General features: G+C 67.8%; 18 protein-coding genes. 8 read left to right on the top strand and 10 right to left on the bottom strand.

The window, feature by feature from the left end; genetic code table 11:
- Nucleotides 1–89: 89 nt before the first annotated feature.
- The 6 genes from VLA96_13700 to VLA96_13675 all read left to right on the top strand — a co-directional run bounded on the left by VLA96_13700 (nucleotide 90) and on the right by VLA96_13675 (nucleotide 8,818).
- The gene (locus VLA96_13700; protein ID HSE50256.1) at nucleotides 90–3,470 is read left to right on the top strand and encodes a DUF2339 domain-containing protein; all 3,381 of its coding nucleotides are present in this window, start codon (nucleotides 90–92) and stop codon (nucleotides 3,468–3,470) included.
- Nucleotides 3,467–4,384, top strand: a complete 918-nt coding sequence (locus VLA96_13695; GenBank protein ID HSE50255.1) for a M48 family metallopeptidase — start codon at nucleotides 3,467–3,469, stop codon at nucleotides 4,382–4,384. The genes VLA96_13700 and VLA96_13695 overlap by 4 nt, the downstream gene beginning before the upstream one ends.
- Before the next feature lie 96 nt (nucleotides 4,385–4,480).
- Nucleotides 4,481–6,274, top strand: a complete 1,794-nt coding sequence (locus VLA96_13690; protein ID HSE50254.1) for a glycosyltransferase family 39 protein — start codon at nucleotides 4,481–4,483, stop codon at nucleotides 6,272–6,274.
- Nucleotides 6,275–6,286: 12 nt separating this feature from the next.
- The gene (locus tag VLA96_13685; protein ID HSE50253.1) at nucleotides 6,287–6,748 is read left to right on the top strand and encodes a DinB family protein; all 462 of its coding nucleotides are present in this window, start codon (nucleotides 6,287–6,289) and stop codon (nucleotides 6,746–6,748) included.
- Nucleotides 6,749–6,810: 62 nt separating this feature from the next.
- Nucleotides 6,811–7,794 (top strand): zinc-binding dehydrogenase, encoded by a 984-nt coding sequence (locus VLA96_13680; GenBank protein ID HSE50252.1) that lies wholly within the window; start codon nucleotides 6,811–6,813, stop codon nucleotides 7,792–7,794.
- Complete coding sequence (locus VLA96_13675; GenBank protein HSE50251.1) at nucleotides 7,787–8,818, top strand: Gfo/Idh/MocA family oxidoreductase; 1,032 nt, start codon at nucleotides 7,787–7,789, stop codon at nucleotides 8,816–8,818. Before VLA96_13680 ends, VLA96_13675 begins: the two co-directional genes overlap by 8 nt.
- On the opposite strand, the gene aroA is transcribed toward VLA96_13675, so the two are convergent.
- The gene (aroA, locus tag VLA96_13670; protein ID HSE50250.1) at nucleotides 8,819–10,120 is read right to left on the bottom strand and encodes a 3-phosphoshikimate 1-carboxyvinyltransferase; all 1,302 of its coding nucleotides are present in this window, start codon (nucleotides 10,118–10,120) and stop codon (nucleotides 8,819–8,821) included. It lies immediately after the preceding gene.
- A gap of 211 nt (nucleotides 10,121–10,331) precedes the next feature.
- Between aroA and VLA96_13665 the strand changes: the two genes are divergently transcribed.
- Entirely contained in the window at nucleotides 10,332–11,342 is a 1,011-nt protein-coding gene (locus VLA96_13665) for a tetratricopeptide repeat protein (protein ID HSE50249.1), read from the top strand.
- A gap of 52 nt (nucleotides 11,343–11,394) precedes the next feature.
- Here VLA96_13665 and VLA96_13660 read toward each other — a convergent pair whose 3' ends face one another.
- The 7 genes from VLA96_13660 to VLA96_13630 form a co-directional block, all read right to left on the bottom strand.
- On the bottom strand, nucleotides 11,395–11,799 hold the full coding sequence (locus VLA96_13660; GenBank protein HSE50248.1) for a hypothetical protein: 405 nt from the start codon (nucleotides 11,797–11,799) through the stop codon (nucleotides 11,395–11,397).
- Between the two features lie 30 nt (nucleotides 11,800–11,829).
- Nucleotides 11,830–13,080 carry a transcription termination factor Rho gene (gene rho / locus VLA96_13655; protein ID HSE50247.1) on the bottom strand — a complete coding sequence of 417 codons (1,251 nt, stop codon included), beginning with the start codon at nucleotides 13,078–13,080 and terminating at the stop codon, nucleotides 11,830–11,832.
- A gap of 127 nt (nucleotides 13,081–13,207) precedes the next feature.
- Nucleotides 13,208–13,426, bottom strand: coding sequence for a hypothetical protein (locus VLA96_13650; protein ID HSE50246.1), 219 nt, complete (start codon nucleotides 13,424–13,426; stop codon nucleotides 13,208–13,210).
- A gap of 1,104 nt (nucleotides 13,427–14,530) precedes the next feature.
- The gene (locus VLA96_13645; protein ID HSE50245.1) at nucleotides 14,531–16,084 is read right to left on the bottom strand and encodes a YifB family Mg chelatase-like AAA ATPase; all 1,554 of its coding nucleotides are present in this window, start codon (nucleotides 16,082–16,084) and stop codon (nucleotides 14,531–14,533) included.
- A gap of 77 nt (nucleotides 16,085–16,161) precedes the next feature.
- Nucleotides 16,162–16,740, bottom strand: coding sequence for a DinB family protein (locus VLA96_13640; protein HSE50244.1), 579 nt, complete (start codon nucleotides 16,738–16,740; stop codon nucleotides 16,162–16,164).
- 59 nt (nucleotides 16,741–16,799) lie between these two features.
- Nucleotides 16,800–16,946, bottom strand: a complete 147-nt coding sequence (locus VLA96_13635; protein HSE50243.1) for a hypothetical protein — start codon at nucleotides 16,944–16,946, stop codon at nucleotides 16,800–16,802.
- A 92-nt stretch (nucleotides 16,947–17,038) separates the two neighbouring features.
- Nucleotides 17,039–18,223 carry an acetyl-CoA C-acetyltransferase gene (locus VLA96_13630; GenBank protein HSE50242.1) on the bottom strand — a complete coding sequence of 395 codons (1,185 nt, stop codon included), beginning with the start codon at nucleotides 18,221–18,223 and terminating at the stop codon, nucleotides 17,039–17,041.
- 97 nt (nucleotides 18,224–18,320) lie between these two features.
- On the opposite strand from VLA96_13630, the gene VLA96_13625 reads away from it, so the two are divergent.
- A complete protein-coding gene (locus VLA96_13625; protein HSE50241.1) occupies nucleotides 18,321–19,154 on the top strand; it encodes a CPBP family intramembrane glutamic endopeptidase in 834 nt (277 codons plus the stop codon).
- Nucleotides 19,155–19,434: 280 nt separating this feature from the next.
- On the opposite strand, the gene VLA96_13620 is transcribed toward VLA96_13625, so the two are convergent.
- Together VLA96_13620 and VLA96_13615 are read right to left on the bottom strand one after the other, a co-directional pair.
- Nucleotides 19,435–20,559 carry a DNA recombination protein RmuC gene (locus VLA96_13620; GenBank protein ID HSE50240.1) on the bottom strand — a complete coding sequence of 375 codons (1,125 nt, stop codon included), beginning with the start codon at nucleotides 20,557–20,559 and terminating at the stop codon, nucleotides 19,435–19,437.
- On the bottom strand, nucleotides 20,559–23,492 hold the full coding sequence (locus VLA96_13615; protein HSE50239.1) for an ATP-dependent DNA helicase: 2,934 nt from the start codon (nucleotides 23,490–23,492) through the stop codon (nucleotides 20,559–20,561). The genes VLA96_13620 and VLA96_13615 overlap by 1 nt, the downstream gene beginning before the upstream one ends.
- Nucleotides 23,493–23,729 lie beyond the last annotated feature (237 nt).

Raw genomic sequence — 23,729 nt, 5'->3', positions numbered from 1 at the left:
GGCAGAGGGAGCGCTCTTTGGACGAAATAGCGGCATTCCTATTCATAGGTGCGTTGTTCGTCTTTGGGCCGTGGGTCATCGTTGCCATCATGGGTGCGCGCCGCCGGCGCGAACGCCGCGAGACGGAAGAGCGCCTCGCCACCCTCACCCAGCGCGTCTACCAGCTCGAAGTAAAGTTCAAGGACCTGGCGCAGCGCGGGATCGCGCCCGCCGAGCCGAAGCCGGCCGCCGCGCCTGCTCCGCCTGTCGCCGAGCCGCGCCCGGCGGTCCCGGTGACGCCGCCGGCGGCGGCGCCACCGCCTCCTGCGCCCGTTCCGCCGGAACCGAAGCGCGAGCCCGCGCAACAGCCGTGGCCCAAGCCGGCTGAGTCGCCCTACTTCCCGCGCCCCACGACATCGCCCGCGCAGCCTGCGCCGGCGCCCATCGCGCCGCCTCCGGTGACGCCGCAACCGGCCGCCGCCGCGCCGCGCGCGCAGGCGTCTGTCTCGGCGTCGCCCGCGGTCGCGCCCGCGCGCATCACGGCCCCGCCCGTCACGCCGCCGCCGCAACCGCCGCGCCAGAGATCCGAGTTCGAGAAGTGGGTGGGCGAGAACTGGCTGGTCTTCATCGGTATCGTGCTGCTGGTGCTGGGCATCGGCTACGGGCTCAGCGTGTGGTGGCAGAACGTCGGGCCGCTCGGCAAGGACGCCATCGGCATCACCGCCGGCGCGCTGCTGCTCGCCGCCGGCATCTGGATCGAGCGCAAGCCCGCCTACCGGCTCTTCGGCTACGCGGGCGTCGGCGGTGGCTGGGCCGTGCTGTTCTTCATGACCTACGCGCTCTACCACGTGCCCGCGACGCAGATCCTGCGATCGCAGCTCGTGGACCTGGTGCTGCTGCTGGCCGTCGCCGCCGCCATGGTCGGTCATACCCTGCGTTACAACTCGCAGGCCGTCACCGGCCTCGCGTTCCTGCTCGCTTTCTGGACCGTCACCATCAGCCGAGTCAACGTCTACTCGCTTGGCGCCGGCGCCATCCTCGCGCTCGCGCTCGTCGTCATCGTCAGCCGCAAGCGCTGGTACATGCTGGAAGTCTTCGGCATCCTCGCGACCTACCTGAACCACTGGTGGTGGCTGCACAGCATCATCGAGCCGATGGGCGGGAACAAGGTGATGTTCCCCGAGTTCTTCGCCAGCGCCGGCATCCTGCTGCTCTACTGGGGCGCGTATCGCGCTTCGTACGTGCTGCGCTCGATCGAGCACGACGACGAGGAGCGCCTCTCCACCGTCGCGGCCATCTTCAACACCGGGCTGCTTCTGTTCGTCCTGAAGTACCAGTCGGTCACCCCCAAGTACGCGTTCTACGCGCTGCTGGTCATCGGCCTGGCCGAGCTCACGCTGGGCTGGCTGCTGCGCGCGCGCGAGCGTCGCGAAGCCTTCGTGGTGCTCGCCACCATGGGCGCCGCGCTCTCGACCGCCGCCTTCCCCTTCAAGTTCTCCGGCGGCGAGCTTTCCATCCTGTGGCTGGTCGTCGCGGAGGTCTTCTACCTCGCCGGCGTCTTCACCGACGAGCTCGTCTTCCGCCGCCTGGGACGCCTCGCGGAGCTGGTGGTCGCGGTGCAGCTCTACTGGTCGCATCCGCTGGACGCCCCGAAATCGTGGCGCAACTCCATGGTCTTCTGGATGGCGGCGCTCATGTTCGGCGCGAACTCGCACCTGGTGCCGTGGAGGTGGCCGAAGATCTTCGAGACGCAGTGGGAGCGCTTCGGCGTCCGCCTGGTCTCCTGGATGGGCGTGGCGATGGCCATGACCGCGATGTGGCTCGCGCTGCCGCAGGCCTGGATCGCGGTCGGCTGGGCTGTCCTTGCCCTGTGGCTCGCGCTCGCCGGCTACCTGCTGGCGCAGGAAGAGCTGTCCTACCAGGCGAACGTGGTCGCCATCCTTGCGACCATCGCGACGCTGGCCATCAACTTCTCCGACGAGCGGCCGTTCTACGGCGTGGTCACCATGCGCCTGCTGACCGTCTCGCTGGTCGCGGTGCTGCTGTACGCCACCTCGCGCTTCAGCATGACGCCGAAGCTTGCCACCGCCGCCGGCGGCATCAAGCTGCGCCCCATCTACACCTGGGCGGCGGCGGTGCTGATCACGCTCGTCGCCTTCTACGAACTCGATTACCGCAGCACCGAGGCTTGGATCCCCGTCATCTGGGCGCTGTTCGGCGTCGCGCTCGCCTACCTCGGACGCCGCCAGCAGGCGCGCGACCTCGTCCTGCAGTCGAACCTGCTCGGCATCTTCGCCGTGCTCTACACGCTCGTCGTGAACACCAACCACCCCGAAGCCTGGCGCTGGGGGATGTCGGTGCGCCTGGCGACCAGCGCCCTCGTCATCGGCCTGCTGTACGCACAGGCGCATTGGGCCGACATCGAAGGCTGGCCCTGGACGCGCGGCCTCGGCATGCTGCACGCCTGGGCGGCCTCCTTCCTGGTCTGCTGGGTGATGTGGTACGAGCTGCAGCCGGTCTCGGTCGCGGTGGCGTGGGCGCTGTTCGGCGCCGCCCTGCTCGAGCTCGGGCTGGTCCGGCTGGACTCGAACAAGTTCTGGCGTGCACAGGCCTACATCGCGCTCGGCGCGGCGTTCATCCGGCTGTTCTTCGTGAACCTGAACGCCGCCGGCGTGCCGGGCCAGATCAGCCCGCGCGTCTACACGACCGTGCCCATCGCGCTGCTGCTGTTCTATTCCTACTGGCGCCTCGGCAGCTTCAGCCAGCTTCCGGCCAAGGAGCTCACGCGCCGCTCCACCGCGCTGTTCTCCTGGATGGGGACCATCACGGTGGTCGCGCTTGTGCGCTTCGAACTGGCGCCCGACTGGGTGGTCGCGGCCTGGGCCGGCATCGTCGGCGTGCTGATGATGATCGGCTGGCGCAGCCAGCGTGCCGGCTTCGTGGCGCAAGCCCTCGCGCTCACCATCGCGGTGGCGTTCCGCACCTCGATGTACAACTTCTACAACCACAGCTACTTCGCGCAGCTGAGCTGGCAGCAGCGCTGGCTGCCCGCCGCCGCTGGCATCGCGCTGCTGTTCCTCGGTCTCTTCCCGGCGTTCCAGGTGCGCGAGTGGGCCGCGCGCGCCGGCGGCATCTTCCACAAGCAGCTCGTCGGCCCGCTGCTGCGGCGTCCGGAGCAGTGGCTGTTCTTTGCCGCCTCCGGGCTGCTGGCGGTGCTGCTCTACCTCGAGGTCAACGACGCGCGCGTCACCATCGCGTGGGCGCTCGAAGCCATCGCGCTCATCAGCTTCGCGCTGGCGGTGCGCGAGACGAGCTTCCGCCGCGCCGGACTGGCGCTGTTGCTCATCGGCATCGGCAAGATCGTCCTGCTCGACATCTGGAGCTTCAACCGCGCGCAGGTCGCGGTCACGCTCGTCTCGGTCGGCATCGGCGCGCTCGGCGTCGGCTTCCTCTACACGCGCTTCCAGGAGGCGCTGAAGGAATACCTGTGAGGCAGCCGCTCGTATTCGCAGTCGTGGCGGTCGCGGCGCTGGGCGCCATCTTCTTCGCGCAGCACCGCAAGGCCCAGACCATCGTCGGCCCCGACGCCATCGTGCACTTCATCGCCGACACCGAGCGCGAGCTGAGCCGGCTGCCCGCCTCCGCCACGCGCATGACCGACAGCGAGGAGATCGCCATCGGCAACGAGATCGTGCGCGACCACCTTGCGTCTGAAGCGCAACCCGCCGCCACGCCGATGGCGCAGTACGTCGAGCGCGTCGGCCTGCTGGTCGCGGCCCGCGCGCGCCGCAAGCTGCCCTACAAGATCCACTACATCGACGACCCGGGCCTGGTGAACGCCTTCGCCATCCCCGGCGGGCACGTCTTCATCGGCGCCGGCCTGGTGAGCCTGATGGATACCGAGGACGAGCTGGCCGCCGTCCTCGGGCACGAGATCGAGCACATCGACCACTACCACTGCGCCGAGCGTTACCAGTTCGAGGTTCGGCTGCGGCGCCTCAATCTCGGCGGCCTGGCCACGGTCGCCCAGATCCCGGTCGCCATCTTCCAGGCCGGTTACACCAAAGAGCAGGAGTTCGAGGCGGACCGCGAAGGCACGCGCCTCGCCGTCCTCGCGGGCTATTCGCCATTGGGCGCGGTGCGGCTGTTCGAGGCCTTCGACCGGATGCAGCGCCGCCGCACCGGGCCCGCCGACACGCCGCAGGAAGAAGCCGCGCGCCTCGCCCTCGGCACGCTTTCCGGCTACTTCCAGTCCCATCCCTTTCCCGACCAGCGCGCCGCGCAGATCCGCCGCATGATCGAGAGCGAGGGCTGGCAGGCGAAGACGCAGGAGAAGCCGCTGGCGATGGGCGGGCTGAATGCCGCGACGCCCGCCGGCTCCTCCCCGATGATCGGCAACCGCTGAGCGCTGCGCCGCGTCGCGCGCATCGCGTATCATGGCCGGTACTTCACTTCCTTCATGTCGACCGGGCAAGACTTGCCATTCTCGCGGCGCGCACAAGTGCTCATCCTGCTTGCGCTGGCGAGCCTGATCTACCTCGGCACCGCCTCCTGGCCGCCGCTGCTCGATGACGCCGACGCTTCGCACGCGCTCGTCTCCCGCGACATGAACGCGAGCGGCGACTACGTCGTGATGCGGCTCGCCGGCGTCCGCTACCTGCAAAAGGCGCCCCTGCACTACTGGATGGTCGCGGGATTGTTCCGCATCTTCGGCGAGAACGCTCTCGCGGTGCGCCTGCCCGACGCGCTCGCGATGATCGGCCTCACGCTGATGATGTATCTGTTCGGCCGCCGGTTCTTCGGCGACCGCGCCGGCTTCTACGCCGGCCTCGCCTCCGCCACCGCGATCGGCTTCTGGATGTTCACCCGCATCATGATCCCGGAGGCCGTCTACACGCTGCTGTTCGCCGGCATCTTCTACCTCTTCCTGCGAGCATGGACCGGGACGCTCGACCCGCGCGCCGGCTATTGGGGCGCCGCCGCGCTCATGGGACTCGCTGTCCTCGCGCGCGCGCTCATCGCCGTCATCTTCCCGGTGATGATCGTCGGCATCTTCGTCGTCGCCACCGGCGGCTGGCGACGCTGGCGCGAGTTGCGCCTCTTCTCCAGCGCCGGCATCTTCCTGCTGGTCGCCGCGCCGTGGCACCTGCTGGCGGAACTGCGCGCGCCCGGCTTCGCCTGGTGGTACTTCATCAACGAGCACTTCAAGCGCGCCGTCGGGACGCGCTGGCCTCCCGACTACGACGCCGTGCCGCTCTGGGCCTGGCTGCTGATGCACCTGGCGTGGTGGTTCCCGTGGGCCGTCTTCCTGCCGCTCGCTGCGCGGCTCTTCCCTCGCCCCCGCACCTGGCGCACGCTCGACGCCGAAGGCCAGGCGCGCTTGTTCTTGTTCATCTGGGCCGGATTCATTCTGCTGTTCTTCTCGCTCACCAGCGGCTCGCGCATGGAGTACTACAGCTTCGCGGCGTGGCCCGCCGCGGCCGCGCTCCTCGGACTCGGTATCGCGCGTGGCGAAGAAACCCGCCCCAAGCTGCTGGCGGGACTGCACGCCGGGCTCGCGCTGCTCGGCTTCGCCATCGCCGCGGTCCTGGGATACGCGGTCTGGCTCTCGTCCAGCGTGCCTGCCGGCACCGACATCTCGAAGCTGCTCCAGACTCGCGACACCGACTTCTACCGCGTCTCGATGGCGCATCTGCTCGACCTGCGCCCGCAAGCTTTCGCCGTACTGCGCGGACCGGCCATCGGCGCCGCCCTCGCCTTCGCGCTGGGATTCGGACTTGCGTGGTTCTGGCGCCGGCGCGCCCGCCACGTCGCGGCCACGCTCGCGCTCGCCCTCGCGCTGACCGGCTTCGCCTTCGCGGCCAATGTGGCGTTCGGAGAGTTCGGTCCGCACATGTCGTCGTACGCGCTGGCACAGGCGACGCGGCCGCACTTGCGCGCCGACGACCAGCTCGTCGTGGCCGGCGAGTTCGATTCCGCTTCCAGTTGGGTCTTCTATAGTGGCCGCCGCCGCGCCTTCATTTGGCGCGAGATCTACCACACGCTGTCTTCCATGGCCCGCATGTTCCCCGACTCCCCGCCTATCTTCCTCGACGACGCCGGCCTGGAGCGCATGTGGAACGGCAGCGGCCGCGTCTTCCTGTTCGTCCCACCCGAATTGCGGCAGCGGACGCTGGAGAGCCTCCCCGCCGAGCGCACCTTCCTGCTCGAGGAGTACGGTGGAAAGCTCATCCTGATCAACCAGCCGGTGCAGCCCGGGATGAAGAGCCTGGCCGAATCACCGGTCCCGAAGTAGCGCGGAGGTCCTGTGCTCGAGCACTTCCTGCAACTGTTCACCTACGACGACTGGGCGAACCGCGAGGCCGCGGCTTTCGTGGCGCGCGCCGCCAGGCCGCCCGAGAAGGCGCGCAAAATCCTCGCGCACATCCTCGGCGCCGAGTGGCTGTGGTACGCGCGCATCTCGGGCACGAAGTCGCCCATGGCCGTCTGGCCCGAGTTGGACCCCGAGCAATGCGCCGAGCAGTCCACGCAGCTGTTCAACACCTGGCGCGAGTACTTGTCGGGACTGGGGCCCGCCGGCCTCGGCCGCCAGGTCGAGTACCGCAACAGCAAGGGCGAGCCCTGGACCAGCACCATCGAAGACATCCTGATGCACGTGGTGATGCACTCCGCCTACCACCGCGGCCAGATCGCGACGCTGCTGCGCGACTCCGGCCACGAGCCGGCCTACACCGACTTCATCCACGCTGTCCGCCAGGGACTGCTGTAGCCGCACAAACTCCGCTGCCGGCGCCTGCATCTACTTACCTGCAGTCGTCCCGGCTCCCGGATATGCCCGCCACGATCACAGATGGCCTGATGAGGGCCGCCGTGCTCACCGCTCCGCGCCGCCTCGAGGTCCGCGCAGTCGCGCGTCCCGCGCCGCGCGCGGGCGAAGTGCGCCTGCGGCTGGAAGGCTGCGGCGTCTGCGCCTCCAACCTCGCGACCTGGGAGGGCATGCCGTGGTCGCAGTATCCGACCGAACCCGGCGGCCTGGGGCACGAAGGCTGGGGCGTGGTAGACGCCGTCGGCGCCGGGGTGAACCGGGTGCGCGAGGGCGACCGCGTCGCCGCGCTCTCCCATAACTCATACGCCGAGTTCGATGTCGCGCCGGAGACTGCGGTCGTGCCTTTGCCCGCCGCGCTCGCGCAACTGCCCTTTCCCGGTGAGTCGCTGGGGTGCGCGATGAACATCTTCGCCCGCAGCGACATCCGCGCGGGGCAGACGGTCGCCGTCGTCGGCGTCGGATTTCTCGGCGCCATCCTCACGCGGCTCGCCTCCCGCGCCGGCGCTCGCGTCATCGCCATCTCGCGCCGGCCGTTCTCGCTCGAAGTCGCCCGCGCGATGGGCGCGCACGAGCTGGTGCCGATGGACGATCACCGGCGCATCCTCGATCAGGTCCGCGACCTGACCGGCGGCGCGATGTGTGAGCGCGTGATCGAAGCGGTCGGCAAGCAGTGGCCGCTCGACCTTGCCGCCGAGCTGACCGCGACGCGGGCCCGGCTGGTCATCGCCGGCTACCACCAGGACGGCCCGCGGCAGGTCAACATGCAGCTCTGGAACTGGCGCGGGCTCGACGTCGTGAACGCGCACGAGCGCGACCCGCAGGCTTACATTGCGGGCATCCGCGCGGCGGTGGAGGCGGTGGCCGACGGAACGCTCGACCCCCGCCGGCTCTGCACGCACCGTTACGCGCTTGCGCAGCTCGACCGCGCGCTGGAAGACACCCTCACGCGTCCCGACGGTTTCCTGAAGGCGGTGGTGACGTATGACTAGGCCGGTCGCACAGGACAGCGCTGCCGTCGCCGCTCCCGCGTGCAAGCCGCGCCTTGGCTTCCTCGGCGTCGGCTGGATCGGGCAGAGCCGCATGGCGGCCATCGCCGCCTCCGACATCGCCGAGGTTGCGCTGCTGTGCGACAGCTCCGCGGCGATCGTCACGCAGGCGCGTAACGCGGCCCCGGAGGCGAACATCGCGGGCTGTTTCGACGATCTCTTGGCTGCGGATCTCGACGGCATCGTCATCGCCACTCCCAGCGCGCTGCACGCCGAGCAGTCCATTCGCGCGCTCGAGCGGGGGCTCTCCGTCTTCTGCCAGAAGCCGCTCGGCCGCACCGCGGAAGAGGCGCGCTCGGTCGTCAGCGCCGCGCGCGCGGCCGATCGCCTGCTCGGCGTGGATCTTTCCTATCGTTTCACTGCGGCGCTCCGGCAGCTCCGCGCCCTGCTGCAGTCCGGAGCGCTCGGGGAGATCTATGCCGCGGATCTCGTGTTTCACAACGCCTACGGACCCGACAAAGCGTGGTTCTACGATCCCGCGCTCTCCGGCGGCGGCTGCGTGATGGACCTCGGCGTCCACTTGGTCGATTCGGCGCTCTGGCTCCTGGGGTTCCCCGAAGTGACCTCGGTCAGCAGCCGCTTATTCGCGGGCGGTCGCCGGCTCGGTCCGCGGCCGGAGGTGGTCGAGGACTACGCGACCGCGCGCGTGGATCTTGCGACCGGCGCCACGCTCGACCTCGCCTGCTCGTGGAAGCTTCCCGCGGGACAAGACTGCGTGTTCGCGATGGAGTTTTACGGGACCAAGGGTGGCGCGGCTTTCCGCAATCTCAACGGCTCGTTCTACGACTTCGTCGCGGAGCATTACGAAGGCACACGGCGCACGGTCCTGGCGCAGCCGCCCGACGCCTGGCCCGGCCGCGCCGCCGTTGAATGGGCGGGCCGTTTGGCGGAAGGCCAGCGCTTCGATGCCCGCAACGAAGAGCTCGTGCGCGTTGCCGCGGTGCTCGACGCCATCTACCAGCGCTGATCAGCGCTCGCTCACGCTCTCCAGCAGCTCGAAGAACCCCGGAAAGGAGATCCCGACGCAACCCGCGTCCGTGATCACCGACGCTCCCTCCGCGCCCAGCGCAGCCACCGCGCAGGCCATCGCGATGCGATGGTCGCCGTCCGGCTCGATCCTTGCGCCATGCAGGGCCTGGTTGCCGGCAACGCGCATCCCATCCTCGCGCTCCTCGACCTTCGCGCCCAGCGCGCGCAGATTCTTCGCCAGCACCGCGATGCGGTCCGACTCCTTCACCCGCAGCTCCTTCGCATCGCGGATCTCCACGCCCTCGGCCGTGAACGGCGCGAGGGCGGCCAGGACGGGCAGCTCGTCGATGAGCGCGGCGGTCTGCGCGCCCGCGATCGACCCGCCGCGCAGCCTGGCGCCGGTGATCTGGACTGTCCCGACCAGCTCTCCGTGATGCTCCTCCACGTTCAACATCCGGATGGCCGCGCCCATGCCGGCGAGCACGTCGAGAATGGCGGCGCGCGTCGGGTTCAGCAGGACGCCGTCCACGATGAGCTGCGAGCCGGGCCGGGCTGCCGCCGCGCAAAGAAAGAACGCGGCCGAGGATATGTCGCCGGGAACGTCCGCGTCGATCCCCTCGAGAGGCTGGCCTCCGGCGACGGCAACGGAGGTCTTCTCGCGCGTGACCTGCGCCCCGAACGCGCGCAGCGCCAGCTCGCCGTGGTCGCGCGTGCGATGCGGCTCCGCCACGCGGGTCGTCCCCTGCGCCAGCAGCCCGGCAAAGAGCAGGCACGACTTCACCTGCGCGCTCGCCACCGGCATGGTGTACTCGATGCCCCGCAGCCTGCCGCCCTGCACCCGCAACGGCGGCCGTCCGCCCTCGGCGGCCGTGATCCGCGCGCCCATGCGCTCCAGTGGCTCGATGACGCGCGCCATCGGACGCCGGCTGAGGGAGCTGTCCCCTCGCATCTCGCATGCGAACGGCTGCGCCGCCAGGATGCCGGCCAGCATCCGCATGGTCGAACCGGAATTGCCGCAATCCAGTACCCCCGCGGGCGGGGCCAGCGCCGGTCCACGGCCCTCGACGACCACCGCGCCGTCCGCAGCGCGTTCCACGCGGCATCCCAATGCCGCCATGCAGGCGAGCGTGCTCGCGCAATCCGCGCCGCTCGAGAAGTTGCGCAACGTGGTCCGTCCGCGCGCGATGCTGGCTAGCATCGCGTAGCGGTGCGAGATCGACTTGTCGCCGGGAAGCCGCAGGCTGCCGCCGATGGCTCGCGCTGGGCGGATCGTCGCTTCGGACGTGCGTGTGCTTGTCATCGCAAATGGCCCAACAGCCACAACCAGAGTTGCCCGTTGGTGATTAAAAAAGTCGGTGATTGTCGCACGGGCAGGGACAACTCTGGCCCGCCGCTTTCATCTGACTCCTTAGCACCAGCGGTGTAAGGTCGCTGGCGCCGAGCGGTAACCAAGGTCCTCGGAGTCCCTGCCTCTTGAGTCCGGTCCCCCTCGATCAATCAGGGTGTTGTCCATGTTCGCCCGGACTTTCTTCTGTACGGCCCTCATCGCGCTGACCGCGGTGTTCTCTGTGGCGCAGCGCTCCCTGCTGTCGCCGAACGATCACTCCGCGGACGCCTCCATCGCTTCCATCAGCGGCAGCGTCCGCACGGCCGACGACAAGCCCGCCAAGGACGCGCGCGTGGAACTCGTCAACCTCACCAGCGGCCAGGTGGTCGCGGCCGGCTACACCAACCTCGGCGGAACCTTCGATTTTAGCAACATCCCGAACGGCTCCTACGAGGTCTCCGTGGTCTCCGGGCTCGACGAAGCGCGCGAGCGCATCGAGCTGCGCGGTTTGGGGGCGATCGTCAACCTGCGCTTCCCGCGCCCGGCCTCCGCCGAAGCCGGCAACAGCACCAGCGTCTCGGTGGCCGACATGAAAGTGCCGGGCAAGGCCCGGGACGCCCTCAAGAAGGCGCGCTCCGCTCTCTCCAAGCAGGAGTTCGAGGATGCGTCGCGCTACGTCGAGGAAGCGCTCGCCATCCACCCCGAGTACAGCGAGGCGCTCACGCTCCGCGGCATCTTGAAGCTCGACGCCGGCAAGATCGACGCGGCGTGCGAGGACTTCGACCACGCCATCAAGGCCGACAACGGCAATTCGACGGCCTACTTCGCGCTCGGCGCGGCCTACAACATGACCTCGCGGTTCGACGATGCGCTGCGCACCATCGACCGTGGCATCGCGCTCGCGCCCAACTCCTGGCAGGCCTACTTCGAGATGGGCAAGGCCTTCCTCGGCAAGGGCAGCTACGACGCCGCGGTCCGCCAGCTCAACAAGGCGCAGGACATGGGCCCGAAGAACTATCCGCTCATCCACCTGGTAAAGGCGCACGCGCTGCTCGGCCTGAAGAACTACGCCGAGGCGATGGCCGAGCTGCAGTGGTACATCGAGCGCGCGCCGCAGGGCGACCGCAACTCGGCGCAAGCCCGCCAGATGCTCGACAAGGTGCGCGCCTTCGCCGCCGCTCCCGTCGGCAAATGATCCTGGCAGATCAAAAGCCCTGCCCGCGGGCAGGGCTTTTCCATTTCTTGCGCTAGCGGCGCGCGCCGGCCTCGGCCATGGTCTCGCGCAGCACCTCGGCGGGGACCTCGCGCATCTGCAGGCTCACCTCGAACATCGGGGTCTCCGAGCCGCGCCCCCAGCGATTGACCTCCCAGTGCGCGCGCACCGACTGCACGTCGCTGCGCTGCGAAAGGTCGAGCAGCAGCGGCTGCTGGCCGGCATAGAACTTCTGCGGGAAGACCGCCAGCGGCTTGGCCTCCCAGGTGGCGCCGTCCACCGAGCCCCACACGCTCACGTCCAGCGCCTCCTGCTCCACGATCTTCGTGATGTTCAGCGTCAGCAAGTAGGTCTTGCCCGGGGCTGGCACGCGCGTCGCGGCGCCGTCGCCCTTCGCGGTCAACACCGTGCCGGGCGGGATCAGGTAGAGGTCAGTCATCGCAGGCATTCTAACGGCGGCGCCAACCGGTTACAACGAGCTCATGTTGGCGAGGAATTCTCCGTTCGACCGCGTCTTGCTCAGCTTGTCGATGAGCAGCTCCATGGCCTCGACCGGGCTGAGCGGGTTCAGCACCTTGCGCAGCACCCAGATGCGCGCCAGGTCCTCTTTCGGGATGATGAGCTCTTCCTTGCGGGTGCCCGAGCGCTGGATGTCGATGGCCGGGAACACGCGCTTGTCGGAGAGCTTGCGGTCGAGGATGACTTCCGAATTGCCCGTGCCCTTGAACTCTTCGAAGATCACGTCGTCCATGCGGCTGCCGGTCTCGATGAGCGCGGTCGCGATGATGCTGAGCGAGCCGCCTTCCTCGATGTTGCGGGCTGCGCCGAAGAAGCGCTTCGGGCGCTGCAGGGCGTTGGAGTCCACGCCGCCGGAGAGCACCTTGCCCGAGGGCGGGACGATGGTGTTGTAGGCGCGCGCCAGTCGCGTGATCGAGTCCAGCAGGATCACGACGTCGCGCTTGTGCTCCACCAGCCGCTTGGCCTTCTCGATCACCATCTCGGCGACCTGCACGTGCCGCGCCGCCGGCTCGTCGAAAGTCGAGCTGATGACCTCGCCCTTCACCGAACGCTGCATGTCGGTGACTTCTTCCGGGCGCTCGTCGATGAGCAGCACGATGAGCACGACTTCCGGGTGGTTGGTGGTGATGGAATTGGCGATGTTCTGCAGGATCATCGTCTTGCCCGCGCGCGGCGGCGAGACGATGAGCGCGCGCTGCCCCTTGCCGAGCGGCGTGAGCAGGTCCATGACGCGCGCGCCGATGTTCTCGCGCGCCGTCTCCAGCTTCACTCGCTCCTGCGGGTAGAGCGGCGTCAGGTTGTCGAACAGGATCTTATTGCGCGCCTCGTCGGGCGACTCGAAGTTCACCGCCTCGATCTTCACCAGCGCGAAGTACTTCTCGCCCTCGTGCGGCGGCCGCACTTGCCCGCTCACCGTGTCGCCGGTCTTCAGGTCGAACTTCCGGATCTGCGAGGGAGAGACGTAGATGTCGTCGGGGCCAGGCAAGTAGTTGTAGTCGGGCGAACGCAGGAAGCCGTAGCCGTCTGGCAGGATCTCCAGGACGCCTTCCGCGAAGATGTGCCCTTCCTTCTCGCTCTGGGCCTGCAGGATCTTGAAGATGAGGTCCTGCTTGCGGAGCCCGCTCGCGCCGGGGAGGTCGAGCGAACGTGCGATCTTGGTCAGCTCCGTGATGTTCTTCTCTTTGAGTTCTGCGATTGTCATGTTTTACCTAAGCGGTGTCACCTACGGGATTTTTTAGAAGGGGGGATACTTGGGGTAGCGACGGACGCGCCAGCCGGACTGGAGGGTGGTGCGCTTCGCGGCCGCAGGACGCGGCCACGAAGCTGTATTATGCAGCGCGCTTGTGCGCTTCTGCAAGCACTTCTGTGCGGCCGATGACCGTCTGCGGCTCCGGCGCCGAGCCCACCTTGTCCAGGATCTCATTCATGGTGTCCTGGATGCGGGTGTTCGGCTTGTGGAACTTGCGCGTCGCCTTCGCCGCCAACTGGCAGAGCTCGTAGCGGTTGGTCACCGTCTTCACGGCCGGAAAGATCTTCTCGGAACGCATTGCAATCTCCTAGTTTTGGTCTGCCCGTTCCCATGGCAGCCCGGCGGCAATAGCCCGCCTCGGACTGCTGGCCTACTCAAGATTCCCTGGGAATAGAACGGTCTGCGACCACCTAATAGATGCCGGTCGGGCATCCCAAGTTGCTCATTTTTTAAGGAGGGTCGCGGAAACGCCCCGTCGCCAGAGAGAGCCAAGATAGCGGCTGTTAATTCCGAAGTCAACAATCCATCGGAACGATTCGCGCCCAGGTTATCCATTCCGTCACCTCCATCCCCCGGGGGCGGGAAGCGATTTGTTCGTCGAATCAGCAACTTAGGGGTGGGGTAACCCTACCGTTTCAACTTTCCGGTTTCGAGTTTCGAGTCATCACTGGAACAACGGTGCGACGGACTCGAAGAGTTTTCCGGCCGGACTACGGAATCAACGGGCTGCGGCGAAAAGTCTGTGACGAGGTCTGACGGGGGTCTGTGGCCGTTCCGACGAGGGTCCGTGGGGCGGCCTGACGGGCCGGTGGGCCGATGGTGGCGGATCCAAGAAGTGAATTTCGCCCGAATCTTTGGAATCAGCAGGTTACAACCGAAAACCCGTCAAAATCCCCGGGGGATTCACCTGGAATCCCCGAGTGCAAGATGGGCTGGAATCCCTGAGTTCAAGATGGAAAAGAGCGCGAAGCCGCCAGCGATGAGAAGGCGAATATCAGAGTAGCTGGTGGATAACAACATGTCAAGTTAAATATCTATGTTCCCACCCAAGCAAAACCGGCTTGGGTGGGGCACCCACATTTTGGTCGCGCGTAGGGTGGGCCACCCGCCCGGTCCCGAGGAACGGAAGGCGCCGGTAGCAGCTGAAAGTGACGAAATGAAGATCGTCGTTGCCGTAGTGGCGCTTGGGATGGATGGGCACGGAGGGAGAGTACCGCCGGATCGGGGACGCGGGTGATAGAGGGCAGGGTTGCTCTGGAATCAGAACAGAACCTACGCGGCTTCGCCGCGGCCCAGACAAACAAGTTTGTCTGGGGCACCCACTTGTCGTTAGGTCAACTTACCTGGGCCACCCGCCACCCACTTGTCGTTAGGTCAACTTACCTGGGCCACCCGCCGGCCCTCACGCCCAGTACGTCCGATCCAGCGTCCGGTACTGGATGGCCTCGGCGATGTGCTTGGGCTCGATGTTCGCGGCGCCTTCCAGATCGGCGACGGTGCGGGCGACCTTGAGGATGCGGTCGTGGGCGCGGGCGGAGAGGCCCTGCTGCGTCATGGCGCGCTCCAGCAGGTGCTCGCAGTCCGACGAAAGGTCGCAGTAGGTGCGGATCTCGCGCGAGCCCATCTGGGCGTTGGCGTAGATGCGCTCGCCCGCGGCGGCGAAGCGGTTGAGCTGCACTTCCCTGGCCCGGATGACGCGCCCGAGGATCTTGTCGGAGTTCTCGGGCGAGGCGGCGGAGCGCATCTCCTTGTAGTTCACCGCGGGGACGTCGATGTGGATGTCGATGCGGTCGAGCAGCGGCCCCGAGATCTTCGAGACGTATCGCTGGATCATGGGGCCGGTGCAGTGGCACTCGCGATGCCGCTGGTCGTTGTGGTAGCCGCAGGGGCACGGGTTCATCGCGGCGGCGAGCATGAAGCGCGCGGGAAAGGTGAGCGACATGGCGGCGCGGGCGATGGAGACGTGGCCGTCTTCGAGCGGCTGGCGCATGACCTCGAGCACGTTGCGCGGGAACTCCGGCAGCTCGTCGAGGAAGAGCACGCCGTGGTGCGCGAGCGAGACCTCGCCCGGCCGCGGGATCATGCCGCCGCCGATCAGCCCGGCGTCGGAGATGGTGTGGTGCGGGGAGCGGAACGGCCGCGTGCCGACCAGGCCGGCGCCGGGCTCGAGCACGCCCGCGACACTGTGGATCTTCGTCGTCTCCAGCGCTTCGTCGAAGGTGAGCGGCGGCAGGATGGTCGGGATGCGCTTGGCAAGCATCGTCTTGCCGGAGCCCGGCGGGCCGATCATCAGGATGTTGTGGCCGCCGGCGCAGGCGACCTCGAGGGCGCGCTTGGCGGTCTGCTGGCCGCGGACGTCGGCGAAATCAACCCCGAAGTGGCGAGCCTGGTTGAGCGCGGCTTCGGCGGAGACCGCCATGGGCGCGATGCTGTTGCCGGAGTTCACCAGGTGGACGACGTCGACCAGCGACTTCACCGGGAAGACGTTCACGCCGGCGACGACCGCGGCCTCGCGCGCATTGATCTCAGGCACGATGAGGTTCTTGATGCCCTTGTCGCGCGCGGCGACCGCGATGGGCAGGGTGCCGCGCACGCCGCGCACGCCGCCGTCGAGCGAGAGCTCGCCGACCAGCGCGTAGTCTGCGAGCGTCTTGCGCGTGAGCGCGCCATAGCAACCGAGGATGCCGAGCGCCATCGGCAGGTCGAAGCCGGAGCCTTCCTTCTTGATGTCGGCGGGGGCGAGGTTGATGGTGATGTGCGTCGGCGGGACGTCGTAACCGCAGTTCTTGAGCGCGGCGCGGATGCGCTCGCGGCTCTCGCGCACCGCGGCATCCGGCAGCCCGACGGTGTTGAAGTTGCCGCCGTCCGGCGCCTGCATGCCCGAGACGTCGACCTCGACCTCGATGATGTTGGCGTCGATGCCGTAGACCGCGGCGCTCAGCGTCTTAAAGAGCATAGTGCTCCCGCTCAGCGCGGAGTGTACGGGTCACACCCGGGACTGGATGTGACCGTGGTCACACGAGAGAGGTCGGGCTAGGCGCGGTAGGTCGCCGGCTTCAGCCCGTTCAACCTTATATAGACGACGGTCTGCGCGCGATGGTGCGTGCTGTGGTCGAGGATCGTGCGCAGCACGCGGCGCAGCGGGACTTCGCTCTTGCCGAAAAAAGGCGTGGGACGGTCGAGGTCGGCGTCGGTGAGCTTGGCGACCGCGTCTTCCACGTACTTGTACGCCTCGTCGAGCTTCGCGATCACCTCGGCCTTGGAGGCGAACTGCTCCTTCGCGGCTTCGGCGAACTGCACGTCTTTCTTCTCCACGAAGCGCTGGTAGAGGTTGCGGACACCGTCGGCGATGTGGACCATCTGCTGGCCGAAGGTGCGGATCTCGTCGAGCGGCACCGGCTTGAAGTGGTACTTCTCCTCCGGCATCGCGTTCGCCATGTCCACACTGAAAGCGTGCGAAGTGGCAAGGGCCTGCTTCAGGTCGTCGAGTTGCGGGTTCGCGCTCGCCACCGGAGCCGCGGAGCCCGGCTTGCTTTGGGCGAGGGCCGGCACGGCGGCAGCGGCGGCGGTGACCAGGGAGTTGCGCAGCAGAGCACGGCGGGAGATGGTCATGGCGGATCCTCGCTGAATGGAGTCGGAGGGAGGATTCTAGCCGCGCGGCGGCGCCAACGCTAGGCAGCTTCGGCGGGCGTGTCGGAAGGCTCGAGGCTGACCGGGATGCACGGCTGGTCGTCGCTGGGATTCACGAGGCCGCAGCGGCTGCACACGAACAGGCCGTCGGACTCGCGCATCGTCGCCTGGTGATGAAGAAGCTCCATAACGAGTGAGAAATGAAAAAGCGGAGCGAGGATGTCTCGCTCCGCGCAAAGTCCGGAAGTCCGGCGGGCGAGCCGCCCGCCGCCACACGATCCTAACGCTCCACGGCCATGGCCACCGCGTTGCCGCCGCCGAGGCAGAGCGCGGCGATACCGCGGTGCACGTTGCGCCGCTGCATCTCGTAGAGCAGCGTGACGAGCACGCGCGCGCCGCTGGCTCCGATGGGATGCCCGAGCGCGACCGCGCCGCCGTTCACGTTCACGCGGCCGGCGTCGATGCCGAGCTCCTTCGTCACCGCCCACGCCTGCACGCTGAAGGCTTCGTTCAGCTCGTAGAGGTCCACGTCTTCGGGCTTCCATCCCGTCTTCTGCCAGATCTTGCGGACGGCGTCGACCGGCGCCATCATCACCCAGGCGGGGTCGATGCCGCTGGTGGCCTGCGCGACGATGCGGGCCATCGGCTGCTTGCCGAGCGCCTTCGCCTTCGCGGCGCTGGTGACGACGAGCGCGGCGCCGCCGTCGTTCATGCCGGGCGCGTTTCCGGCGGTGACGGTGCCCTCCTTCTTGAAGACCGGTTTCAGCTTGGCGAGCGACTCGAGCGTGGTGTCTTCGCGCGGCGATTCATCCTTCTCGAACTTGACGGGCGGATCGCCCTTCTTCTTGCCGGGGATCTCGACCGCGACGATCTGCGAGCTGAAGCGGCACTCCTTCCACGCGGCGATCGCTTTCTTGTGCGAGTTCACGGCGAACTCGTCCTGCACCTCACGCGGGACTTTGTACTTGTCGGCGACGTTCTCGGCGGTCTGGCCCATGTGGTAGTTGTTGTAGATCTCCCACAGGCCGTCGTGCACGACGGCGTCGATGATCTGCGCGTTGCCGAGGCGGTAGCCCTTGCGCGCCTGCGGCAAAAGGTAGGGCGCGTTGCTCATCGACTCCATGCCGCCGGCCACGACGATCTCCGCGTTGCCGGTCTGCACGGCCTGAGCGGCGAGCGCGACGGCCTTCAGCCCGGAGCCGCACACCTTGTTGATGGTCATGGCGCCCACGCTGGGCGGGAGCCCGCCGAGCAGCGCGGCCTGGCGCGAGGGATTCTGGCCGAGCCCCGCGGAGACCACGTTGCCCATGATGCATTCGTCGACCTGCGCGGGCTCGAGCCCCGCGCGCTTCACTGCTTCACGCACCACGGCCGCGCCCAACTGTGGCGCGGTGACTTCCCCGAGCGAGCCCTGGAACTTACCGATGGCGGTGCGTACGCCGGAAATAATGACTGCGTCATCCATAAAGACTCCTGATGAACTTAAGCGGGCCGATGGAACCGTTCATTATAAGATGCTCGGTCCGACAAGCCGTCGCAATTCCCCAAAGCCAGGAGGCGGAGTGCACTGTTCGAGCTGCGGCAGTCCCAACGCGGACGATTCGAAGTTTTGCGCGCGCTGCGGCGGCGCGCTGGCCGCAGCCGCGGTCGCGGTCGCGGCGCCGGCGCCGGCTGTCTCCGGCGACCTGCTCGGCCAAAAGCAGCAGGTCGCGCCCTACTGGCACACGCTGCTGATGATCCTGATTCTGGTCGGGCTGTCGATCACCGGAGCGCGCCGCGTGCAGCGCGCCGAGACCGCGCACACGCCGCGCCCGCTGCTGTATGCCACGACCATCGCGATGCAGTGGACGATGCTCGGCTTTGTATGGCTGGGCGTCCGGCGCCGCGGCTACAAGCTGCGCGACCTGACCGGCAAGCCGTGGAAGTCCGTGGAAGACGCGCTGCTCGACGTCGCCATCGCGGCGGGCTTCTGGATCGGCGCGGTGGTGGTGCTGGCGGTCACGGCCCGGCTGATCCGATTCGCGCCCAAACTGGAAGACGCGCGCAAGGCGCTGGACTTCATCGCGCCCAGCAACGCGCTGGAACTGGGCATCTGGGTGCTGCTCGCGCTCACGGCGGGGATCTGCGAGGAGATCATCTTCCGCGGTTACCTGCAGCGGCAGTTCGCCGCGCTCTCGCGCAGCGTCGTCGCCGGCATCCTGATCTCGGCGGCGCTGTTCGGCGCGTCGCACGCCTACGAAGGCGGACAGCGCATGATCCTGATCGGGTTACTGGGCGCGATGCTGGGCGCGCTCGCGGTGTGGCGGAAGAATCTGCGGCCTTCGATGATCGCGCACACGTGGCAGGACGTGTTCGCGGGCTTCGGGCTGTTCGTGCTGCGACGTCTGCGCGGATGAGAGCGAGGTTGTTCCGCGCTCGAGCGATGCACAACGCCGCGCGCGGGAAACTTTTTCGCTTGACACTGATTTTGATTGACTCTATACATTCTTCAATCGCAACAGAGCATCGTTGCAACAATCGATCGAAGAGATCGAAGGGAGAATAGAAAACATGGCAGCTAAGAAGGGCAAGAAGAAGGCCGCAAAGAAGAAGAAGAAACACTAACAGCGGCTTCACACCGCAGAAAGAAATCGGGGACGCGCAAGCGTCCCCGAAGTTTTTGGCGCGACCGCTTCCCTACTCGCCGGCGCTGAGCGCGCGCTTCTTCTCCTCGAACAACGTCTTCTGCGCATCGCTGCCGGAGAGGCTCAGCAAGCGACTTTCCAGCTTGTTCAGTTCGCGCGCGCACGCCTCGTAATTGTTCACCGCGTTCTTGAGGTGCGTGCCGAGCTTGCCGTAGACGGCGTCGAAGTCTTCGAACTCCAGCTTGAGCGACTGGATCTCGCGCAGGATGGTCTCGGCGCGCTGGCTCACCCGCATGCCGTTCATGCCGACGATGATGGTCTGGAGGTAGGCGTAGAGCGAGTTGGGCGAGACCGGGAAGACGCGGCGCTGCACGCAGTAATCGTAGATGTCGTCACCGTTCTCATCGCGGATGACGGCTTCGTAGTACACGTTCTCCGCCGGGACGTACATGAGCGCGAGCGGCAGCGTGCCCTCCGCGGGCCGGATGTACTTGCCGGCGATCTCGTCGATGCGCTTCTTGACGTCCTTGAGGAAATCGCGGCGCGCGGCCTTGCGCTCGGCGTCGTTCTCCGCCTCGGCCATGCGGCGGAAATTCTCCAGCGAGAACTTGGAATCGATGGCGACGTCGCCCTGCGGCAGGTGGACGACCGCGTCGACGATGTCGCCGCTCGCGAAGCGGAACTGCACGTCGTACTGCTCGCGTGCGAACACCTGGGCGAGCAGGTTCTCGAGCTGCATCTCGCCCACGCCGCCGCGCAGCTTGGGCGCGCTCAGGATGCGCTCCAGGTCGCCGAGTCCCTTGGAGACGTCGGCGATCTGCCGCGCCTGCTCGCTCATCTCGCCGACCTGCTTCTGCAGGCTGGCGAAGGCGCTGTGGACGGTGGCGATGCGGTCGCCGACGGTCTTCGAGGTCTGCTGCATGGCGGAGACGTTCGCGTCGAGGCGGTTGCCGACGTCGGAGCGCACCGCTTCGAGCGACGTCTGCACGTTGGTCGCGATGGACTGCACCTGCTTCGCGATCAGGTCGATGGACTTGGAATTGGTCTCGCGCAGGATATTGACGTCGTTGCGGAGCGCGGCGACTTCCGGCGCCGCACCACCGCGCGCCCGCATCAGGGCGACCACCGCCACCGCCACCGCGCCGATCGCAACGACCGCCAGCACGATCTCAGTCATCACTGCACCCCGCCCGCGGTGACCAGCTTCTCGATCTTCACCAGCTTCTCCTCGGTGGCGGGACACAGGTCCTGGTAGCCGCACCACTTGCAATGGTAGCCCGGCTTGGGAGCGAAGTTGCCGGCGCGCACGGCGGCGGCGACCTCGCGCACCTTGTCGGCGGCCTTCTGCAGCGCCTCCGGCGTCCGCTTGGTGACGACCGGCGCGTTCGTGACCATGTTGTAGAGCACCATGCGCGCCGGCGCGAGCTGCGGATCGAGCTTCGCGGCCGCGAGCGCGTAGATGGAAAGCTGCAGCGACTTGTCGGCGTCCTTCTGGTCCTTGGCCTTGCCCGTCTTGTAGTCGAGGATCCAGACGCTGCCGTCGGGCATGCGGTCGATGCGGTCGATGCGCCCGCTGACCATCACGCCGGCGAGCTCGACCTTGAATTGTTTTTCCGTGGATACGACCTCGAACGTTCCCGCGTCGGCGCGACGCGCGGCGAGGAAGTCGGTGAGCTGCTGGACGCCGTCGCGCTCGTAGAGCTCGCGCTGCAGCGAGTCGTCGATGCGCGCCTGCGCCAGCTCGGCGCGGAACTGCGCGAGCACCTGCTCGTCCGGCGGCGTGTTGCCCGACTTCACCTGGTCGAAGTACTCGCGCAGCAGTTTGTGGATGATGCCGCCGAACTGCAACGCCGCGCTCGGCTCCTCCGGCAGGCGCCAGTCGTACTTCAACTTGAACTTGAGCGGGCAGTCCTCGTAGGCCTCGATCGCCGAGGGGCTGAGCGGCATGGTCGTGACTTCGGAACGCGCCGCCAGCATGAGCCACGGCGCGACGGTGGAGACGTTGGGCAGCGCGGCGGCGGCCGCGGCGAGGTCGAGCGTGACGGCGCGCGGCGGGCGCTGCTCCCACAAGTCCTTCGCGCCGGGCGCCTTGGCCAGCGCGCGAAGGTAGCCGTCGGGCAGCGGCTTGCCGTAGCGATCCTTCTTCGCGAGCAGCGTGAGCGAATCCTGGGCGCGCGTCATCGCGACGTAGAACAGGCGGCGCTCCTCCTCGCCGTGCAGCTCCTTGGAGTCGCGCGCGGCCGCCACGTCGCCACGCAGCTCGCGCGGGAACTCGAACAGCTGCTCCTTGTAATACAGCGGGAACGAAGCCGCGACGCACCGGATGACGTAGACGTGACGGAACTCGCGGCCCTTGGCGGTGTGCGCCGTCATGAGGCGGACGGCGTCCTCTTCCTCGCTGGCCGGCAGCTCGATCACGCCGGCGAAGTCGCGGAACATCTCCAGGTAGTCGAGGAACTCGACCACGGTGCCCTTGCCGGCGATGGGCTTGGACTGCCACTTGGCCACGAACTCGGTAAAGGCGCGCAGCGCGGGCGAGCCGCGGTCGAGGCGGAAGCGCTTGATCACCGCTTCGAGGTAGGCGGCGGCGGTCGCGGCCTGCGGCGGCAGCAGCGCGGTGACTTCCGCGATGGCCGCGAGCACCTGCTTCCCTGCCGCGCTGGTCTCGAGGAGCGAGACCAGCGGCGTGTCGCGCCTGGCGGCAGCCAGCTGCGCGCGCAGCGCTTCCGGCTGCATCCCGAACTCGGGGAACGAAGCCAGGCGCAGCAGCGCGGCGCTCTCCGAGGGCAGCGCGAGCGCGCGCATGGCCGCGAGCGCGTCGCGGACTTCGGTGGTCTCGAGCGCGTCGAGTTTCTCGACCAGGAACGGGATGCCGCGGCGGCGCAACTCCGAGACCAGCTCCTCGCGGTGCGCGCCCGCGCGATACAGCACCGCGAAGTCGGACCACGACGCTTCGCCGCGCTGCACGCGCTCCTCGATGTCGCCGGCGATCTCGAAGGCTTCCTGCTCGGAGCCGTCGTGGATCACCACGGCGACGCGCGCGGGGGCCAGCGGGGCGCCGGCGGCGCGCGCGCGGCCTTCGCGCGCCGACTGCAGCGGCTCGCGCACCAGGGAAAGCTGCGGGGCGGCCGGGACGAGCGCGTTCGCCTGGATGACCTGATACGCCCAGCCCAGGATGGGCGACGTCGAGCGATAGTTGTCGGAGAGCGTGACGTGCTGCACGTTCGGGAAGGCCTGGCGGAAGCTCTCGAACGCGCCGGCGCTCGCGCCGCGGAAGTGATAGATGGCCTGGTCGGGGTCGCCGACGGCAAAGACGTTCTGCTCGTCGCCGGCCAGCAGCTTCACCAGCTCGAGCAGCGCTTCGTTGGAATCCTGGAACTCGTCGACCAGGATGAAGCGCGCTTTCGCGCGCTCCTCGGCCAGGACCACGGGGTCGGAGCGCAGCAGCTCGACGGCGTTGGTGATCTGCATGCCGAAGGTGCCGAGGTTGTGATGCGCGAGCATCGCTTCGACCTTGCGGTAGACGGCGGCGATCTCCTCGCAGCGCGCGATGATCTCGGCGTCGGAGAGCGCGTCCTGGTCCTTGCTCTTGCTCACGCGCGGCAGGGGCGCGCGGCCGGCCTTCACGTCGTCGACGTACTTCGCGTAGCGCGCCGCGTCCACCAGTTCGTCGTGGCAGCGCGAGAAGAACTCGGTGAGGTTGCTGAGGAACTTCCCCGGGTCGGCGGCCTTGCGGAAGATGCGCAGGGGCAGCTCGTGCAGGCGCTGGCGCAGGAAGACGCGCAGGTCGTACTCGTCGAGCACCTGGAAGTTGCGCTTGTGCTGGTCGAGCAACTGGTAGGCGTAGGCGTGGAAGTTGACCGCGGTGAGGTCGCGCGCCTTCTGCTTCAGCCGCGTCTCCACGCGGGTGCGCAGCTCGCCGGCCGCCTCGATGGTGTAAGTGAGCGCGACGATCTCGCCGGGCTTCGCCAGCTTCCGCTGGATGAGCCGCGCGACGCGCTCGGTGAGCACGGTGGTCTTGCCGGTGCCGGCGCCGGCGACCACGAGCATGGGCCCGCGCTCGTGCTCGATGGCCTTCTTCTGCCGCGGGTTGAAGACGCGCTCCGCCACGGGGTATCCCAGAGCGAAGATTATGCGAAGCCGGCCCCAGTAGCAATGGGGAAAATCGCGGAAAGTGTGGAAAAGGGGGCCCTAGGAGGCTAATTCGCTGGCGGCGATGGCCAGGGCCGCGATGGCCGCGGTCTCGGCGCGCAGGATGGTCGCGCCGAGGGAGGCGCTCTGCCAGCCGGCGCTCTCGAAGGCGGCCTGTTCCTCGGCCGTCCAGCCGCCCTCGGGTCCGATGGCCAG

It is taken from the genome of Terriglobales bacterium, from assembly GCA_035457425.1.
Taxonomy (GTDB): domain Bacteria; phylum Acidobacteriota; class Terriglobia; order Terriglobales; family Acidobacteriaceae; genus JACPNR01.
This window is presented reverse-complemented; position numbering and strand designations above follow the sequence as displayed.

Bases quoted from the DNA above. Each gene is read 5' to 3' on its own strand.
- VLA96_13680 (HSE50252.1), top strand. From the start codon at position 6,811: ATGCCCGCCACGATCACAGATGGCCTGATGAGGGCCGCCGTGCTCACC.
- VLA96_13635 (HSE50243.1), bottom strand. From the start codon at position 16,946: ATGGAGCTTCTTCATCACCAGGCGACGATGCGCGAGTCCGACGGCCTG.
- VLA96_13660 (HSE50248.1), bottom strand. From the start codon at position 11,799: ATGACTGACCTCTACCTGATCCCGCCCGGCACGGTGTTGACCGCGAAG.
- rho (HSE50247.1), bottom strand. From the start codon at position 13,080: ATGACAATCGCAGAACTCAAAGAGAAGAACATCACGGAGCTGACCAAG.
- VLA96_13630 (HSE50242.1), bottom strand. From the start codon at position 18,223: ATGGATGACGCAGTCATTATTTCCGGCGTACGCACCGCCATCGGTAAG.
- VLA96_13675 (HSE50251.1), top strand. From the start codon at position 7,787: ATGACTAGGCCGGTCGCACAGGACAGCGCTGCCGTCGCCGCTCCCGCG.
- aroA (HSE50250.1), bottom strand. From the start codon at position 10,120: ATGACAAGCACACGCACGTCCGAAGCGACGATCCGCCCAGCGCGAGCC.
- VLA96_13665 (HSE50249.1), top strand. From the start codon at position 10,332: ATGTTCGCCCGGACTTTCTTCTGTACGGCCCTCATCGCGCTGACCGCG.
- VLA96_13640 (HSE50244.1), bottom strand. From the start codon at position 16,740: ATGACCATCTCCCGCCGTGCTCTGCTGCGCAACTCCCTGGTCACCGCC.
- VLA96_13620 (HSE50240.1), bottom strand. From the start codon at position 20,559: ATGACTGAGATCGTGCTGGCGGTCGTTGCGATCGGCGCGGTGGCGGTG.
- VLA96_13645 (HSE50245.1), bottom strand. From the start codon at position 16,084: ATGCTCTTTAAGACGCTGAGCGCCGCGGTCTACGGCATCGACGCCAAC.
- VLA96_13650 (HSE50246.1), bottom strand. From the start codon at position 13,426: ATGCGTTCCGAGAAGATCTTTCCGGCCGTGAAGACGGTGACCAACCGC.
- VLA96_13700 (HSE50256.1), top strand. From the start codon at position 90: ATGGGTGCGCGCCGCCGGCGCGAACGCCGCGAGACGGAAGAGCGCCTC.